Origin of the sequence: Pseudomonas sp. KBS0707, assembly GCF_005937945.2 — a bacterium.
In the GTDB taxonomy this organism is placed as follows: Bacteria; Pseudomonadota; Gammaproteobacteria; order Pseudomonadales; family Pseudomonadaceae; genus Aquipseudomonas; species Aquipseudomonas amygdali.
The window spans coordinates 500,241-518,180 of record NZ_CP041754.1 but is presented as its reverse complement, the minus strand read 5'-3'; the positions used below and the strand labels follow the sequence as shown (position 1 = coordinate 518,180).

Annotated in this window: 12 protein-coding genes; 4 read left to right on the top strand and 8 right to left on the bottom strand. The window is 60.4% G+C overall.

The window, feature by feature from the left end:
- Nucleotides 1–8 precede the first annotated feature (8 nt).
- The 8 genes from FFH21_RS02475 to glnE form a co-directional block, all read right to left on the bottom strand.
- A complete protein-coding gene (locus FFH21_RS02475; protein WP_011167529.1) occupies nt 9–1,454 on the bottom strand; it encodes a lipopolysaccharide kinase InaA family protein in 1,446 nt (481 codons plus the stop codon).
- Complete coding sequence (locus tag FFH21_RS02470) at nt 1,454–2,233, bottom strand: lipopolysaccharide kinase InaA family protein (RefSeq protein WP_011167528.1); 780 nt, start codon at nt 2,231–2,233, stop codon at nt 1,454–1,456. The genes FFH21_RS02475 and FFH21_RS02470 overlap by 1 nt, the downstream gene beginning before the upstream one ends.
- Nucleotides 2,230–2,964, bottom strand: coding sequence for a lipopolysaccharide kinase InaA family protein (locus tag FFH21_RS02465; protein WP_011167527.1), 735 nt, complete (start codon nt 2,962–2,964; stop codon nt 2,230–2,232). Before FFH21_RS02465 ends, FFH21_RS02470 begins: the two co-directional genes overlap by 4 nt.
- A complete protein-coding gene (gene rfaP, locus FFH21_RS02460; RefSeq protein ID WP_011167526.1) occupies nt 2,964–3,770 on the bottom strand; it encodes a lipopolysaccharide core heptose(I) kinase RfaP in 807 nt (268 codons plus the stop codon). The genes FFH21_RS02465 and rfaP overlap by 1 nt, the downstream gene beginning before the upstream one ends.
- Nucleotides 3,770–4,891, bottom strand: coding sequence for a glycosyltransferase family 4 protein (locus tag FFH21_RS02455; RefSeq protein WP_011167525.1), 1,122 nt, complete (start codon nt 4,889–4,891; stop codon nt 3,770–3,772). The genes rfaP and FFH21_RS02455 overlap by 1 nt, the downstream gene beginning before the upstream one ends.
- On the bottom strand, nt 4,891–5,955 hold the full coding sequence (waaC, locus tag FFH21_RS02450) for a lipopolysaccharide heptosyltransferase I (RefSeq protein WP_011167524.1): 1,065 nt from the start codon (nt 5,953–5,955) through the stop codon (nt 4,891–4,893). The genes FFH21_RS02455 and waaC overlap by 1 nt, the downstream gene beginning before the upstream one ends.
- A gap of 2 nt (nt 5,956–5,957) precedes the next feature.
- Nucleotides 5,958–6,992, bottom strand: a complete 1,035-nt coding sequence (waaF, locus tag FFH21_RS02445; RefSeq protein ID WP_002551768.1) for a lipopolysaccharide heptosyltransferase II — start codon at nt 6,990–6,992, stop codon at nt 5,958–5,960.
- 129 nt (nt 6,993–7,121) lie between these two features.
- Complete coding sequence (gene glnE / locus FFH21_RS02440; RefSeq protein WP_011167523.1) at nt 7,122–10,079, bottom strand: bifunctional [glutamate--ammonia ligase]-adenylyl-L-tyrosine phosphorylase/[glutamate--ammonia-ligase] adenylyltransferase; 2,958 nt, start codon at nt 10,077–10,079, stop codon at nt 7,122–7,124.
- A 384-nt stretch (nt 10,080–10,463) separates the two neighbouring features.
- Between glnE and aceE the strand changes: the two genes are divergently transcribed.
- The 4 genes from aceE (at nt 10,464) to FFH21_RS02410 (ending at nt 17,922) form a co-directional block, all read left to right on the top strand.
- Entirely contained in the window at nt 10,464–13,109 is a 2,646-nt protein-coding gene (gene aceE / locus FFH21_RS02435) for a pyruvate dehydrogenase (acetyl-transferring), homodimeric type (protein WP_011167522.1), read from the top strand.
- 142 nt (nt 13,110–13,251) lie between these two features.
- The gene (aceF, locus tag FFH21_RS02430; RefSeq protein WP_011167521.1) at nt 13,252–14,889 is read left to right on the top strand and encodes a dihydrolipoyllysine-residue acetyltransferase; all 1,638 of its coding nucleotides are present in this window, start codon (nt 13,252–13,254) and stop codon (nt 14,887–14,889) included.
- Between the two features lie 298 nt (nt 14,890–15,187).
- Complete coding sequence (gene dbpA / locus FFH21_RS02420; RefSeq protein WP_041924406.1) at nt 15,188–16,567, top strand: ATP-dependent RNA helicase DbpA; 1,380 nt, start codon at nt 15,188–15,190, stop codon at nt 16,565–16,567.
- A gap of 176 nt (nt 16,568–16,743) precedes the next feature.
- Nucleotides 16,744–17,922, top strand: coding sequence for an NAD(P)/FAD-dependent oxidoreductase (locus FFH21_RS02410; protein WP_041924405.1), 1,179 nt, complete (start codon nt 16,744–16,746; stop codon nt 17,920–17,922).
- The last annotated feature ends 18 nt before the right edge of the window (nt 17,923–17,940 follow it).

Below are 17,940 nucleotides of genomic sequence, written 5' to 3'. Positions count from 1 at the left end.
AGCCAGGCTCAGTCTGGCGTGATCTTTGGCAAGCGCTGCTCCAGCATCTGGTGCAGCGCACTCTGCACCGGCCAGTTGCGCATGAACCGCGCCCGGTCACGCGCGTAGGCTGCTGCAAAGGAAGAGTGAGAACTGTGCTGCTGCATGGCATCCAGGTCGATCATCGCCCAGCGATCGGTGTGCCAGAACAGGTTATGCCCCTTGAAATCACCATGACTGATGCGCGCCTGGATAAGCTGTGCGAACAGCGTGTCCAGCGCCAGCAGTTCGGCCTCTGGTGCATCACCGGTTTCGACATGGGGAGCGAAGTGCTCGATGATGTCCGGCCCTTCGATAAACTCGGTCACCAGCCAGGCTTTGCTGCGCAAGCCGAGGAAACGCTTTTCCTGAACTGCCAGCGGTTTTGGTGTGGCGATGCCGAGAAACATCAGGCGGTTACCTTCGCGCCATGAATGCCAGGCCCGGCTGGGACGCCAGAAGCGCTTGAGCCAGTGACTGAAATTCTTGATGTTGTAACGCTTGATGACCAGCGTACGACCACTGATTTCGACACGGCCTACGCTCGCAGCGCCACCGGTCTTGTACAGATGACCCTTGTCGAGCAAGGCATCAGCCTGATCAAGTACCGGCAGCATCGCGGATTCTTCCTCGCGACGAACAGCACGGAACATCGAAGCTCTGTCCTCGACGCTGAACAGACTGCAATCGCGCACGGTCTTGCTCATGAAGTCCTTGAGCCGCCAGCTGCGAACCTTGTCGATCTGCTTTTGCAGCGCCTCCATCGGCAAACCATGTTCAGCGTTGCTCAGCAGGTAGTGCACCAGCAACTCTTCAGTGAAGGGCTCGAAGGACCTGGGCAACTGGGCGAAGAACACACCGAGGTTTTCCAGCACCTTTTGCCGGGACAACGGTGTGCCGGCCTGCTCGGCGCGAATACCGGCACCATCAATCAAGTACAACTGCCCGTTGTCGCGCAGCAGGTTGTCGAGGTGCAAATCTTCCTGCCACAAGCCTTTGGCGTGTTGCCGGGCGATGGCCGACAAAGCCTCGCCGAGCACGGCTTGCTGCTCATCCGCCAGCGGTGGCAGGTCCTGGACAGTATTCCAGGCATCGCCCAGGCTTGACGCCTGCTCCAGAAACTCGAACAGCAGCCAGCCACCCTCGCCATCCTGCAAACCGTCGGCCAGCAGCAGCGGAGTGGTCAGCCCCTGTTCGGCAAGCAGGCGCACCCCGGCAAGTTCACGCTGAAAGTGTCGGGCCGCCTTGTCGCCCACCAGCAGTTTTGCCAGCACCGTTCGGCCTCGCCAGACACCTGCACCGACGTAGCGCTGCCCCGGCAATACACGCAGCAGGGTCAGCAATTGCAGTTCAGCCGAACCGGCAGCATCAGCCAGCGTCAGGCTCATCGGCAACTCGGGGGTACGTCCAGCGGTCTTGAGTTCAGACAAACGCATCAACGGGTCTCTTTATCATCGCGGTGTTGAAGGTCTCTTTTGTGAGCGCCGCGCTTGCCCAGACGCGCATTCCAGGCGTCGACCAGCAGGCTGTTCGGCGTGGCTTGCAGATAAGCCGCCAACAGCTCGCGCCGATCGGCCTCATTCCACATCGGCGCGCGGCGCAGCAGCGGTTCGAGGTCCCGGGCAAGGTCACGCTTGCCGAAGATCACCGGACGGGTTTTCTCCAGGTCGATCAATTGCGCCTGGTAGCCCTTTCCCACCGCCTGCAGAAAAATATGCTTGGGATAAAAGCAGCCATGAACCTGTCCGGCGCCGTGCAGCGTGCGCACCAACTGGCCGCAGGCGTGAAGTACCGCCAGACGCTGGACGCTCTCCATCTGGTTCCACTGCTGCAACAGTTCGTCAAGATCGGTCCAGCCGTCCAGCGCACGCGTCATGAGGATCGCCCGGTATTCCCCGTCGACCTTGCGCTCGCCATAAAACACCGCTTGCAGCGCTGGAATGCCCAGCTTGCGGTAGCGACTGATGTTACGAAACTCACGAGAGAAGGACGGCTCGCCAAACGGATGATGCAACGTGTGGGTCAGGTAATTGCTCTGGCGCTTGAGGTAAAACCCCTGACCGTCCAGGTCGAGACGGAACACACTGCTCCAGCCGCCGCGCCCGGTATTGGGCTCGTCGACCGCATCAAGCCTGATGTTCCAAAGCGATTCAAAATCAGCCAGGTTGTGACGCGCCAGTAACGGCTGGTCAGCACTGGCAATAAAAACGCTCATTCACGGCCCTCGAAAAAGCTGACGATATGTCGAATACGTTTCTTGTCGGAGGCGTTCAACCGCGTTCGATGACGGTACTGCAGGTAGAAGCGCAGACGCTGGGTAGCTGACAAGTGATACTTGGCGACCTTGTCCAGGCACGCCAGATCCTTGGTGATCCGATAGCGCAGCATGAAGCTCCACCAGAATGCGCCATTGGGGCAATCGATGAAAAACAGCTTGCCTTCGTCATCGACCAACAGGTTGCGCCATTTCAAATCATTATGTGTGAAATGGTTGTCGTGCATGGTCCGGGTACAGGCAGCCAGCTGGCGGCTGACAGCGTCGACCCAGTGGCGGTCGGTCAGTCGCGGATCCTTGCGCTGTGCCAGCGCAGACAAGTCTTCGGTATTGGGCAAGCCGCGAGTGATCAGTGCGCCGCGATCATACGCTGCGCCGTTGCGCTCCAGCCCCCAGGCCACCACCTCTGCCGTGGGAATGCCCCATTTGGCAAAACGCTTGAGGTTCTGCCACTCGGACTTGACCCTGGGCTTGCCGATGTAACGGCGCAGGCCTTTGCCAGCACCTACGTAGCGTTTGACGTAATAGTAAACCCCGGCGCGCTCGACGCGAATGACGTCGGAAAGCGGGTCGCGGGTCAACTGCTGGCCCTGCAAGGCAAACACGGCATCCAGACTGCCGAAATCCTGTTCCAGAAAAGCGTACTCGGGCTCGAGCTTCCAGCCCGCCATCAGAGTGCATCCCCATAGCGCACTTTGCGCTGATACAGCTTGTCGGCCTTTTTCTCCAGCCAGCTCAGGAGCGGTGCTTCCTTGCGCAGTATTTCGCGCAGCGGTTTCTGGAAATACCCCTTGAGGAAACGCAGCTTGTCGCGGCGGGTCAGGCCGATGTCCAGCGCTGAAAAGTACAGCGCGGCCAGGTCCTTGTTGCGCCAGCGTGGTGTTATTGCCCGGCGCGTCTGAGCACGGTGCAGGTCGATGACCGACAATCTGAAATCGTCAGCGGTGACCGGCGTATCGATGTGCAGCAGAAAATGACAGATGTAACAGTCGCGATGGTTCACGCCGGCGCGGTGCATCATGCCGACCAAGCGGGCAACTTCGGCGATAAACGCTCTTTTCAGACGAGGCTCGGGCGGCTGGGTGCGCCAGTTGAGGCTTACGTCTTCCAGGCTGGTAGTCGGGGCCAGCTCTTCAGTGACAATAAACGAATGCTGCGCGGCAGGGTTGCTGCCACGCTCGCCATAGGCCACGGCAGTCATGGTCGGCACGCCGACTTCATGCAGGCGCTCGATGGCTTCCCATTCCTTGCCCGCGCCCAGCACCGGCAACTTGGCAGTAGCCAGGTTCTTGGCGATTTCGCCCCAGCCGATGCCACGGTGGATCTTGACGAAGTAGCCACGCCCGTTGACCTCGGTGCGCAGCGTGCGGCGTCCTTCCAGCTCGCGGTAGACCTCGCCGCTCAGGCCCTCGACCTCGACGAACGCATCGCGTCCGGCCCACAGGCTCTTGAACGGTTCAGCCAGGAACAGCTTCATCAATAGTGCTCCGCCAGAATCACATCCGCAGCGTGTTGCGGCATGCTGTAAAGGTCCGCTGTGTCAGCAAAGGCAAGACCATTGCGCCCCCATGCGCTGCGTGCGCCATCATCCTCAAGCATGTCCGACAGGTAGCGATTGAGCTGCACCTGATCGAACGGCTCGTCCAGCACCCGCCCGCAGTCAGCTTCGGCTATGTAATGGGCGTAGCCGCAGACTGCGCTGACCAGAACCGGCAAACCGGCGACCAGTGCTTCAAGCAATACGGTGCCAGTGTTCTCGTTGTAAGCCGGATGAATCAGCAGGTCGGCGCCCAGCAGAAAGCGCGGAATATCGCTGCGCCCTTTCATGAACGTCACCTGCTCGCCCAGGCCCAGCGCAGCGCTCTGCAACTGGAATACTTTGGGGTCGTCCTGACCGATTACAAACAGCCGTGTGCGTTTCTTGAGCTCGGCAGGCAAGGCTGCCAGCGCCTTCAGGCTGCGATCGACGCCCTTTGTCTTGAAACCGGAGCCGATCTGCACCAATAACAGGTCATTGTCGGCAAGCCCGAATTCCTTGCGAAAGCCCGCACGGATGTCAGGCGCGTCCGGCGGTGCGCGGCGATCCTGGGAAATGCCCGGTGGCAGCAAGTGAAAGCGCGACGCCGGGGTGTGGTAGTGCTTGATGAACAGCGGCTGCTGTACTTCGGAGATCATCAACACCTGAGTTTTCGAGTCTTTGGCGAACACCGCGCGCTCGTAGTCAGCAAAGTGGCGATAACGGCCCCACTTGCGATACAGCGGGCTGCGCAGGTTCTGCGCCTTGTCCTCGAAGCAGCCGTCGGCGGCGTAATACACATCCAGACCGGGCATCTTGTTGAAACCGATCAGACGGTCCACCGGGCGCCTGGCCAGGTCTGCTTCCATCCACGCCGTGAGCTTTTCATTGCGTCGATGATTGAAGAACGCCTTGACCGGCGCTACCAGCACTTCAAAACCGGGCGGCACATCGCCTTCCCAGATCAGGGTGTAGACGCGGATCTGGTGGCCGCGCTGCTGGCACTCCAGAGCAATGCGCATGAAATCGCGTTGCAGACCGCCGAACGGAAAGTATTTGTAGAGTACAAAAGCCAGTTGCATCAGCCAGGTTCCTTTGCCAGCAACAGCGCGCCCAGTTGGCTCGCTACTCGCTCGGGATTCAGGCGAGTGAAGCACATCGGCCACTCGCGTTTAAGGTCGAACCGGCGCTGATCATCGGCGGTCGGTTGGTACGTGCATTTCTTTTGCAGGCAAGGTGTGCAGCCCGGATAGTCGCTGGCCAGATGCACCTGCGACTTGCCATACGCTCCGGTCAGGCCCGGGTTGGTCGGGCCGAACAGGGAAATGGTCGGCACGTCCAGTGCGGCGGCCAGGTGTCCGATTCCGGTATCCACCGCAACGCAGGCCTGTGCGCTGGCCAATACCCGCGCTACACCCGCCAGATTCAATTTCGGCAGCACGTGTGCGCTGTCCAGACCGTCGGCAATGCGCTCGGCGCGTGCCTTTTCTGCCGGGTTGCCCCATGGCAATTGCACCTGCAAACCGCGAGCCGCCATCAGTTCGGCCAGTTGTCGCCAGTACAACTCGGGCCAGTGCTTGGTGTCCCAGGTTGTTCCATGCAGAAACAGCACGAACGGAGCCTGCAACGTGTCATCCAGAGTCGCCAGCGGCTTTAGGCCGTAGTCGCCCATACCGGACGGCTGTGGATAACCCAATGCCTGAGCGAACAACTGACGCAGTCGTTCGACCGCATGCTGCCCGCGTGGCACTGCAAAAGCGCGGTCATAAAAGCGACTGGCGACCGGTTCGCGTGCCGAGTCGCGGTCCAGCCCCGCCACCGGCGCATCGACATAACGTGTCAGCCAGGCACTTTTGAACAAGCCCTGAGCGTCAATCACCAGATCGTAGCGCTGTTCGCGCACCTGCTGCTTGAAGCGCCGCCACTCCCCCGACCTGAAGGTCTGCCAGAGGCGCTTGCGCCAGCGACGGATCGCCACCGGGATCACCCTGTCGACCGCCGGGTGCCAGGCGGGAATTTCGGCGAAACCCTCTTCCACTACCCAGTCAAAGCGGATGCCGGGCAGCGCTCGCTGCGCATCGGTCAGTGCGGGCAAGGCATGGATCACATCGCCCAGCGAAGAAGTCTTGATCAGCAGTACCCGCAAAATCAGGCGACCTCCACCGGCGTGCTGTTCAGGCGGCTCAGCGCCTGAATCACGGCGTCCGGTTCAAGCAGACGCATACAGTTGTAATGGCCGAAACGGCAGGTGCGCTCAAAGCACGGGCTGCACTCGATACCCAGGCGCACCACTTCCACTGCGTCGGCCAGCGGTGGCGTGAAGCCCGGCGAGGTCGAACCGTAGACGGCCACCAGCGGGCGGTTCAGCGCTGCGGCCACATGCATCAGGCCGGAATCGTTGGACACCACCGCGTCGGCACACGAGAGCAGGTCGATGGCTTCGGCCAGCGAGGTTTCACCACTGAGGTTGACCGACTCCTCACGCAGACCGGGAATCAGTTCCTGGCGAATACTCTCGCCGACCGGGTGATCCTTTTTCGAGCCGAACAGCCAGACTTGCCAGCCTTCGCGAATGCTGGCGTCGGCGACTTGTGCGTAATGCTCGGCAGGCCAGCGCTTGGACTCGCCGAACTCTGCACCTGGGCATAGTGCCAGCACCGGACGATCGAGGGTCAGCCCGAACTTGCTCAATGCCGCATCGCGAGTCGCGGTGTCGATGCGCAGGCTGGGCTTGGGATAAGGACGCGGCAACTCGGTGCTCTTGTCGAATGCCAAAGCCATGAAACGCTCGATCATCAGCGGATAGCGCTGTTTGTCGAGGGTGCGCACGTCATTGAGCAGGCCATAGCGGAATTCACCGCGCCAGCCGGTACGCTTCGGTATACCGGCAAAAAAGGGCACCAAAGCGGATTTCAGCGAGTTGGGCAGCAGGATAGCCTGATCGTATTGGCCAGCCAGGGACTTGCCGATCCGGCGACGGGTCGCCAGCTCGAGGGCGCCGTGACCCAGCGGGAAACTGAGCGCAGCACGAACCTGCGGCATGCGTTCCAGTATCGGACGGCTCCATTCAGGGGCCAGCACGTCGATTTCGCACTCGGGATGACGCTGTTTCAGACACTGGAACAGCGTTTGTGCCATCACCATGTCACCGACCCAGCTAGGCCCAACGATCAGAATTTTCATGTTCTATCCAAAAACGACCAGAAACGATCAGGGAGGCCGATCAGACTGCGTGACATTCCCACACAACCTGTCGCCTCCCTGTGATAGCTTTATATAGTGTTGCAGCGGAATATGGCGTTGCCGCGCGGCTCAGCTCAAACCCATCTGCGTCCAGATCCGCATCACCTCACGCCGCTGGGCATGAAACTGATCGCCGCTGACCACGCCCGCCTGCTTCTGTAAAGCCTGACGATGCGCTGCCGAGCGGTACGCCTTGTAGGCTTCGCGCAACAGGCCGGCGTCCGTGTCAGGCAACAGTCCGGCGTCCTCAAGCCCTTCGAGAATCCGGATGTTGTCGGTGTATTGCAGCAGCGCTGGATGCTCTCTGGACCACGCCAAGGCGGCGTATTGCACCATAAATTCGATATCGACGATACCTCCGGCGTCCTGCTTGAGGTCGAACGGCACCGACGCCTCGAAGGCATTGGCCGCCCTTCCGGCTGCTGTCACGCGGGTGCCGAGGTTGTCGCGCATCTTGCCGCGCATCTCGCTGACCTCTGCGCGCAGCTTGCCCAGATCACGCTCGCGCCCCAGCACATCGGCACGGACTTTTTCGAACTGCTCGCCCACATCCCGGCTGCCGGTCATCACCCGCGCACGCACCAGCGCCTGATGCTCCCAGGTCCAGGCTTCATTGGCCTGATAACGGGCGAAGGCCCCCAGCGAACTGACCAGCAACCCGGATGCACCCGACGGCCGCAGGCGCATGTCGACGTCATACAACTGACCGGAGTTGGTTTGCGTGGTCAGCAAATGGATCACCCGCTGCCCCAGACGAGTGAAGAACTGCGCGGTGTCGATCGGTTTGGCACCGTCGGTCTCGGCCTCCAGATCGCCATCATGAATGAACACCAGATCCAGATCGGAGCCGTGCCCCAGCTCGATGCCGCCGACCTTGCCGTAGCCGACGATCACAAAGCCCGGATCGCACAACGTGCCGTCCGGACGTAAAGGCGTACCGTGCCGGGCCACGCTGTAGCGCCACGCCAGCGCCAGCACCTGGTCCAGAATGGCCTCGGCCAGCCAGGTCAGGTAATCACTGACTTTCATCAACGGCAGGCTGCCGGATATCTCGGACGCCGCAACGCGCAGACTGTGCGCCAGCTTGAAATGCCGCAAGGCTTCCATCTGCTGCTCAAGGTCGTCCTCCGGGATACGAATCAGCCGCTCACGAAGCTCGGCCGCCAGCTCTGGTGCCAACGGCGGATTGAACAGGCGACCTTCATTGAGCAGCTCATCGAGCAGCAGCGGGAAGCGAGCGATCTGCTCCGCAATCCATGGGCTGGCAGCGCACAGGGTCAACAGTTGTCGTAATGCATCGGGGTTTTCGGTCAGCAACACCAGATACGCCGAGCGCCGGGCGACCGCTTCTACCAGCGGTAGCACACGCTCCAGCACCAGGTCGGGCTTCTCATGCTCTACCGCCTGAGCCAGCAACCGAGGGATGAACGCATCCAGCCGTTCACGACTCAGACGCTGCATCGAACGCAGGTTGGGACTGCTGCGCAGGCTGGCCAGATTCTTCAGTGCCTTTTCCGCATCGACGAAACCGGCCTGCAACAGCTGGCGACCCGCGGCATCCTCGTCCTGGGACTCTTCCCACAGGGGCAGCCACTCGCCACCCACCGCGACCTCACTGTCGTCCTGCTGCTCATCGTCAGGATCAGAATCGGGGTCGGCGATGACCTGACGGAAATGCCAGGACACCCGACTGCGCCAGTACATAAGGCGCTCGTGAAAACTGACCCAGTCGGCAAAGCCCATGATCAGGGCAATGCGTGCCTGATCCTGATCGTTGTCCGGCAACATTTGCGTCTGACGGTCGGCAATCGCCTGAATCGCGTGCTCGGTATAACGCAAAAACTCGTAACCCTCGCGCAGCTCTTCAGTCACCGCCGAAGGCAGATAACCCTGCCCTTCAAGGGTTTTCAGCACTTTGAACAGCGGGCGCTGTTGCAGGCTCAGGTCGCGGCCACCGTGGATCAGCTGGAACGCCTGGGCGATGAACTCGACTTCGCGAATACCCCCGGCACCGAGCTTGATGTTTTCCGCCATGCCCTTGCGCTTCACTTCCTGCTGAATCAGCTGCTTCATGGTGCGCAGCGCTTCAATGGCCGAGAAGTCCAGATATCGGCGATACACAAACGGGCGCAACATATCCAGCAGCTCGGCACCTGCCGTCTGATCGCCGCCGACCACTCGCGCCTTGATCATCGCGTAACGTTCCCAGTCCCGGCCCTGATCCTGGTAATACTGCTCCAGCGCGTTGAAGCTGAGCACCAGCGCCCCGGAAGAACCGTAGGGCCGCAGGCGCATGTCGACCCGGAACACGAAACCATCGACAGTCACCGGGTCCAGCGCCTTGATCAGCCGTTGCCCCAGGCGAATGAAAAACTCCTGATTGTCCAGCGCACGCTTGGTGCCCTGCGTCTCGCCGCCCTCCGGGTAGGCAAAGATCAGGTCAATGTCCGACGAAAGGTTCAGTTCTACCGCGCCTAGCTTGCCCATGCCCAGAATGACCATGTGCTGCGGCTGCCCCGAGTGACGACCGGTAGGTGTGCCGAACTGCTCGCAGTGCCGTGGATACAGCCATTGGTAGGCCAGGTCGATCGAGGCATCGGCCATTTCCGACAGATCACGGCAGGTTTCGATCAGATCGGCCTGACGGGTCAGATCGCGCCAGATGATTCGCACTTGCTGGCGTGCGCGCTGCCGACGTAGATTACGCCCCAGCTCGTCATCACTCGCGGCGCTCGACAGGGCATCGGCAATCTGACCGCGCAATTGGCCGGCAGAGAAGCTACGCTCCAGCTCGCCCGAGTCGGCCAGTTGCAGGAGCATCTGCGGGTCACGGCAAATTTGCTCGGTGACAAAATCACTGGCAGCGCAAACCCGGTCGAACGCCTTGCGGCGTGCCTCGGGCCAGGCCTCGAAAGACGCCAGCGCGTCCGCTGACAAAGCAGTGAGCGCGGCCTGGAACGTCTGGCGGGCACGGGTAATCAATGGCAGCAGAATGGCCGGAAATTCAGCCAGTAAAGGTAGGCTCATGGTCTATCCTTGATCGGCGTGCAAACGCCCGTCTTTCATGACGGCAAGACGCGTCTGCCAGCACCGCTTGTCGAACAAAGGTTATAAATTGCTGGAAAAATCAAATTAGAAGCATAAAAATCCGCTTTTTCCCTGCAAGATATTCAATAGCAATCAACAGTAACGTTTTAAGTTACAAGACAACAGGAGCGATTGAGTCGCTTCTCTGTAGTTTTACTACTGGGTCCGATACTCGGAGGGCTGAAATCGTCGTCGATTTGTAGTAAAACTACACGCCGCCGGATCCCACCCTCCGGTAATCCAAGAATTTATGTCGTCTGCCCACAAGGCCAGTCGCAAACTCAGGCAACCGATTCTGGAAGCCTTTCCGCCCTGGAGCAAGCCATGCAAGACCTCGATCCCGTCGAAACCCAGGAATGGCTGGACGCCCTGGAATCGGTTCTCGACAAAGAAGGCGAAGACCGCGCTCACTACCTGATGACCCGTTTGGGCGAGCTGGCCACCCGTAGTGGTTCGCAGCTGCCGTACGCCATCACTACGCCATACCGCAACACGATTCCTGTCACCCACGAAGCACGCATGCCTGGCGACCTGTTCATGGAACGCCGCATTCGCTCGCTGGTGCGCTGGAACGCATTGGCAATGGTCGTCAAAACCAACCTGAACGACCCGGATCTGGGCGGCCACATCTCCAGCTTCGCCTCCAGCGCCACGCTGTACGACATCGGTTTCAACTACTTCTTCCAGGCCCCGACCGACGAGCACGGCGGCGACCTGATCTACTTCCAGGGTCACGCATCGCCAGGCGTCTATGCCCGTGCGTTCCTCGAAGGCCGTATCACCGAAGACCAGATGAACAACTTCCGTCAGGAAGTCGACGGCAACGGCCTGTCGTCTTACCCACACCCGTGGCTGATGAAGGATTTCTGGCAGTTCCCGACTGTATCGATGGGCCTTGGCCCGATCCAGGCAATTTACCAGGCACGCTTCATGAAGTACCTGGAACACCGCGGTTACATCCCGGAAGGCAAGCAGAAAGTCTGGTGCTTCCTGGGTGACGGCGAGACCGACGAGCCGGAATCCCTGGGCGCCATCGCTCTGGCCGGTCGCGAAAATCTCGACAACCTGATCTTCGTCGTCAACTGCAACCTGCAGCGCCTCGACGGTCCGGTTCGCGGCAACGCCAAGATCATCCAGGAACTGGAAGGCGTGTTCCGTGGCGCTCAGTGGAACGTCACCAAAGTCATCTGGGGCCGTTTCTGGGACCCGCTGCTGGCCAAGGACGTCGACGGTATCCTGCAACGTCGTATGGACGAAGTCATCGACGGCGAATACCAGAACTACAAGGCCAAGGACGGCGCGTTTGTCCGCGAGCACTTCTTCAACTCGCCTGAACTCAAGGCAATGGTTGCCGATCTGTCCGACGACGAGATCTGGAAACTCAACCGTGGTGGCCACGATCCGTACAAGGTTTATGCGGCCTACCACGAAGCCGTCAACCACAAGGGTCAACCGACCGTGGTTCTGGCCAAGACCATCAAAGGTTATGGCACCGGCGCCGGCGAAGCGAAAAACACTGCACACAATACCAAGAAGGTCGATGTCGACAGCCTGCGTCACTTCCGTGACCGTTTCGACATCCCGGTCAAGGACTCCGAACTCGAAGCCCTGCCGTTCTACAAGCCGGAAGAAGGCAGCGCCGAAGCCCGTTACCTGAGCGAGCGTCGTGCTGCGCTGGGTGGCTTCGTACCTCAGCGCCGCGCGCAGAGCTTCAGCCTGCCGACGCCGCCACTCGATACCCTCAAGGCCATCCTTGACGGTTCGGGCGACCGTGAAATCTCCACCACCATGGCTTTCGTGCGCATCCTGGCGCAGCTGGTCAAGGACAAGGAAGTCGGTCAGCGCATCGTGCCGATCATCCCGGACGAAGCGCGTACTTTCGGTATGGAAGGCATGTTCCGCCAGCTGGGCATCTACTCGTCGGTCGGCCAGCTCTACGAGCCAGTCGATAAAGAACAGGTAATGTTCTATCGCGAAGACAAGAAAGGCCAGATCCTCGAGGAAGGCATCAACGAAGCGGGCGCCATGTCCTCCTTCATCGCTGCCGGTACTTCGTATTCCAGCCACAACCAGCCGATGATTCCGTTCTACATCTTCTACTCGATGTTCGGTTTCCAGCGTATCGGCGACCTGGCATGGGCTGCTGGCGACAGCCGCACCCGTGGTTTCCTGATCGGCGGCACCGCCGGCCGTACCACGCTGAACGGCGAAGGCCTGCAGCACGAAGACGGTCACAGCCACATTCTGGCGTCGACCATCCCGAACTGCCGCACCTTCGACCCAACTTACGGTTACGAACTGGCAGTGATCATCCAGGACGGCATGCGCCGGATGTTCGAAGAGCAGCAGGACGTTTTCTACTACCTGACCGTGATGAACGAGTCCTACACCCAGCCAGCCATGCCGGTCGGTGCGGAAGAAGGCATCGTCAAGGGCATGTACCTGCTCGAAGAAGACACCAGGGAAGCGGCGCACCACGTCCAGTTGCTGGGCTCGGGCACCATCCTGCGTGAAGTTCGCGAAGCGGCGAAGATTCTCCGTGACGAGTTCAACATCGGCGCTGACGTCTGGAGCGTTACCAGCTTCAACGAACTGCGTCGCGACGGTCTGGCTGTAGAGCATAACAACCGCCTGCACCCTGGCCAGAAGCCGGAACTGAGCTATGTTCAGCAGTGCCTCAACGGTCGCAAAGGTCCGGTCATTGCATCGACGGATTACATGAAGCTGTTCGCTGACCAGATTCGTCAGTGGGTTCCAACCAAGGAGTATAAAGTCCTGGGCACCGACGGTTTCGGCCGTAGCGACAGCCGCAAGAAGCTGCGTCACTTCTTTGAAGTCGATCGTCACTTCGTTGTGCTGGCAGCCCTGGAAGCTTTGGCGGATCGTGGCGATATCGAACCTAAAGTGGTGGCGGAAGCCATCGCCAAGTTCGGCATCGATCCTGAAAAACGCAATCCACTGGACTGCTAAGAGTCTGCTTCAAGAGCGCTGATCAGAGCGTAAACAGCCGAGGATGCGGAATTTACCTACCGTAAATGAGCATCCAACGCTGTTTCGTTGTAACCGAACCAGCGTATTGGTGAGTGAACAGGTTCTCCTAAGGAGAGACATAGTGAGTGAGTTAATTCGTGTACCCGACATCGGCAACGGTGAAGGCGAAGTCATTGAATTGATGGTCAAGGTCGGTGATCGCATCGAAGCCGACCAGAGCATTCTGACGCTGGAATCAGACAAGGCGAGCATGGAAATCCCTGCTCCCAAGGCTGGCGTCATCAAGGCCATGAAGGTCAAGCTGGGCGACCGTCTGAAAGAAGGCGACGAGCTGTTCGAGCTGGAAGTGGAAGGTGAAGCGGCTGCCGCTCCTGCCCCCGCAGCCGAATCTGCCGCGGCCCCTGCTGCTGCCGAAAAACCGGCTGAAGCTGCACCGGCACCTGCCGCTGCTGCGCCTGCTCCGGCAGCCAGCGCCAGTGTTCAGGACATCCACGTGCCAGACATCGGCTCGTCGGGCAAGGCCAAAATCATCGAGCTGATGGTCAAGGTCGGTGACTCCATTCAGGCTGATCAGTCGCTGATTACCCTGGAATCCGACAAGGCCAGCATGGAGATCCCGTCTCCGGCAGCAGGCGTTGTCGAGAGCATCGAAGTCAAGCTGGACCAGGAAGTCGGTACCGGCGACCTGATCCTCAAACTGAAAGTCGAAGGCGCAGCGCCCGCCGCAGCTCCGGCACCTGCTGCCAGCGCACCGGCTGCCGCTCCTGCCAAGGCTGAAGCTGCTGCACCGGCCGCTGCTCCAGCGCCGAAAGCCGAAGCAGCACCTGCTCCGGCCAAAGACGGCGCCAAGGTTCACGCAGGCCCGGCTGTTCGTCAGCTGGCACGCGAGTTCGGCGTCGAGCTGAGCGCCGTCAGCGCCACCGGCCCACACGGTCGCGTGCTGAAAGAAGATGTTCAGGTCTACGTCAAGACCATGATGCAGAAGGCCAAGGAAGCTCCAGCTGGCGGCGCAAGCGGCGGCTCGGGCATCCCGCCGATCCCGGAAGTCGATTTCAGCCGTTTCGGCGAGATCGAAGAAGTACCGATGACGCGCCTGATGCAACTTGGCGCTTCGGGTCTGCACCGCAGCTGGCTGAACATTCCGCACGTCACGCAATTCGACCAGGCCGACATTACCGACCTGGAAGCATTCCGTGTTGCGCAGAAAGGCGCTGCCGAGAAGGCTGGCGTCAAGCTGACCGTTCTGCCACTGCTGCTCAAATCCTGCGCCCACTTGCTCAAGGAGCTGCCGGACTTCAATGCCTCGCTGGCACCTAGCGGCAAGGCGGTGATCCGCAAGAAGTACGTGCACATCGGCTTTGCCGTAGACACCCCGGATGGCCTGTTGGTACCGGTTATCCGCGACGTCGATCAGAAGAGCCTGTTGCAGCTGGCCGCCGAAGCCGCAGCACTGGCTGAAAAGGCGCGCAACAAAAAGCTGACTGCAAACGACATGCAAGGCGCGTGCTTCACTATCTCCAGCCTCGGCCACATTGGCGGCACCGGCTTCACGCCGATCGTCAACGCGCCGGAAGTGGCTATCCTCGGAGTTTCCAAGGCCACCATCCAGCCAGTCTGGGACGGTAAAGCCTTCCAGCCGAAACTGATGCTGCCGCTGTCGCTGTCCTACGATCACCGCGTGATCAACGGTGCAGCCGCCGCCCGCTTCACCAAGCGCTTGAGCGAATTGCTGGCGGATATCCGCACAATCCTGCTGTAAGCCAGCCAGGCCCGTCACCACGACGGGCCTTGCCGTACACCTTTGCGAGCTGCCACGCTCGAACCTCAACCCCGCTCTCCAGCGGGGATTTTTTTGCCCTGGATTTCGTAGCGCGGCGCAGATGTGTGACGCAGAGCGTCACGAACGGCATTCCCACGCTGGAGCGTGAGGAACGAGAGGTGTTCTCTCGGAACGCCGTTCTGGACGCTCCGCGTCCGATCTCTCCCTTATCGTCAGTGTGAGGTCTGGCTGGCGGGTGATACACTACGCGACATTTTTGTTTTGCAGGTCCACCGTCGTGACTAACACCGCTTTCAATTCTCTGCCTCTGTCCGCTGCCATGCTGGCTAACCTGGAGTCGCTTGGTTATGCCGAAATGACACCGATTCAGGCGCAGAGCCTGCCGGTGATCCTCAAGGGCATGGACCTGATCGCGCAAGCCAAGACCGGCAGCGGCAAGACCGCTGCCTTCGGTATCGGCCTGCTCAACCCGATCAACCCGCGGTTCTTCGGTTGCCAAGCACTGGTCATGTGCCCGACCCGCGAACTGGCGGATCAGGTCGCCAAGGAAATCCGCCGTCTGGCGCGCTCGGAAGACAACATCAAGGTGCTGACCCTCTGTGGCGGCGTGTCTTTCGGCCCGCAGATCGGCTCGCTGGAGCACGGCGCGCACATCATCGTCGGTACGCCGGGGCGTATTCAGCAGCATTTGCGCAAGGGTTCGCTGGTCCTGGACGGCCTGAACACGCTGATCCTCGATGAAGCCGACCGCATGCTGGACATGGGCTTCTACGACGCCATCGCCGACATCATCGAGCAGACCCCGCAGCGCCGTCAGACCCTGCTGTTCTCCGCGACCTACCCGGTCGGCATCAAGCAGCTGTCGTCGAAATTCATGCGTGACCCACAGACCGTAAAAGTCGAAGCGCTGCACGCCGACAGCCAGATCGATCAGATTTTCTATGAAATCTCTCCGGAACAGCGTCTGGAAGCGGTGGTCAAGGTACTCGGTCATTTCCGTCCGGCGTCCTGTGTGGCGTTCTGTTTCACCAAGCAGCAGGTTCAGGAAGTGGTCGACCACCTGACCGCCAAAGGCATGTCTGCCGTCGGTCTGCATGGTGATCTGGAACAGCGCGACCGCGATCAGGTGCTGGCGATGTTCGCCAACCGTAGTACCTCGGTACTGGTCGCCACCGACGTGGCCGCGCGCGGTCTGGACATCGACGCACTGGACATGGTGATCAACGTCGAGCTGGCGCGAGATTCGGAAATCCACATTCACCGCGTAGGCCGTACCGGTCGCGCAGGCGAAAAAGGCATCGCGGTCAGCCTTGTGGCACCGTCGGAAAGCCAGCGCGCCCGCGCTATCGAAGAGTTGCAGAAAGCCCCGTTGAACTGGCAGCAGTACGATCAGCTAAGTATCAAGGAAGGCGGCAAGCTGCTGCCGACCATGACGACGCTGTGCATCGGTTCGGGTCGCAAGGACAAACTGCGCCCGGGCGACATTCTTGGCGCGCTGACCGGCGAAGCGGGTATTGCGGGCACTCAGGTGGGCAAGATCGCGATCTTCGATTTCCAGGCTTACGTCGCCGTCGAACGCAGCATGGCCAAGCAGGCCCTGGAGCGTCTGAACAACGGCAAGATCAAAGGCAAGTCGCTGCGCGTGCGAATCCTCTGAAATAGTCGTTAGTTGGATTATCGTCGCCACCCTCCGCGTGGGGACGCAGTTCTGGACGCTCTGCGTCCGATTTTGAATAGGTGGTGCGGCGCAGGTATGTGACGCAGAGCGTCACGAGAGGCATTCCCACGCGGAGCATGGGAACGATCGTGACCTACAGATTGAGGAAACACGCTGTGCCCGTTACCGACGTTGTAATCATTGGCGCTGGCGCCGCTGGTCTGATGTGTGCGTTCACCGCTGCCGCTCGCGGGCGCAGGGTGATATTGATCGATCACGCCAATAAACCTGGCAAGAAGATCCTCATGTCCGGCGGCGGACGCTGCAACTTCACCAACATGTACATCGAGCCGGCCAACTTCCTGTCGCAGAACCCGCACTTCTGCAAATCGGCGCTGGCGCGCTACACCCAGTGGGATTTCATTGCGATGGTCGCCAAACATGGCGTGCCGTATCACGAGAAAAAACTCGGCCAGCTGTTCTGCGACAACAAGTCCAGCGACATTCTGGAAATGCTCCTGGAGGAATGCCGTCAGGCCGGTGTCAGCCTGCACATGGACACTTCCGTGCAGCAGATCGACAAAACCGAATCCGGCTACAGCCTGCAAACCACGCTGGGCACGTTGAGCTGCGAGGCGCTGGTCATCGCCACTGGCGGGCTGTCGATCCCGACGCTGGGCGCGACCGGCTTTGGCTATCAGGTCGGCAAGCAGTTCGGCCACACGCTGCTGCCCACCCGCGCAGGCCTGGTGCCGTTCACCATCACCGATCAGCTCAAGGAGCTGTGCACCGAGCTTTCGGGCACATCGGTGGATTGCCTGGTCAGTTGCAATGACACCAGCTTCCGCGAAAACATCCTGTTCACGCATCGCGGCCTCAGTGGCCCGGCGATCCTGCAGATCTCCTCGTTCTGGCAGCCCGGTGACACCGTGGAAATCAACTTGCTGCCCGATCACGATGTGCCCGCCTGGCTCAGTCAGCAACAGGCAGAGCGTCCCAACAGCGAGTTGAAAACCCTGCTGGGCGAGGTTTTCACCAAGAATATGGCCAACCTGATCACCGAACACTGGTTCGTGTCCAAGCCCATGAAGCAGTACACCCACGCCGAACTGGCCGACATCGCCGACAAACTGGCGAGCTGGAAGGTGGTCCCGGGAGGCACCGAGGGTTATCGCACCGCTGAAGTGACGCTGGGCGGTATCGATACCCGTGAAGTGTCGTCCAAGACCATGGAGTCGCTGAAATCCCCTGGCCTCTATTTCGTCGGCGAAGTACTCGACGTGAGCGGTCATCTGGGCGGCTTCAACTTTCAGTGGGCGTGGGCCTCGGCCTACGCAGCGGCGCAGTACGTGTGACGTAGTGCGCGTGGCGTA

Coding starts and splice junctions, on each gene's coding strand:
- FFH21_RS02475 (WP_011167529.1), bottom strand. CDS start 1,454: ATGCGTTTGTCTGAACTCAAGACCGCTGGACGTACCCCCGAGTTGCCG.
- FFH21_RS02470 (WP_011167528.1), bottom strand. CDS start 2,233: ATGAGCGTTTTTATTGCCAGTGCTGACCAGCCGTTACTGGCGCGTCAC.
- FFH21_RS02465 (WP_011167527.1), bottom strand. CDS start 2,964: ATGGCGGGCTGGAAGCTCGAGCCCGAGTACGCTTTTCTGGAACAGGAT.
- rfaP (WP_011167526.1), bottom strand. CDS start 3,770: ATGAAGCTGTTCCTGGCTGAACCGTTCAAGAGCCTGTGGGCCGGACGC.
- FFH21_RS02455 (WP_011167525.1), bottom strand. CDS start 4,891: ATGCAACTGGCTTTTGTACTCTACAAATACTTTCCGTTCGGCGGTCTG.
- waaF (WP_002551768.1), bottom strand. CDS start 6,992: ATGAAAATTCTGATCGTTGGGCCTAGCTGGGTCGGTGACATGGTGATG.
- glnE (WP_011167523.1), bottom strand. CDS start 10,079: ATGAGCCTACCTTTACTGGCTGAATTTCCGGCCATTCTGCTGCCATTG.
- aceE (WP_011167522.1), top strand. CDS start 10,464: ATGCAAGACCTCGATCCCGTCGAAACCCAGGAATGGCTGGACGCCCTG.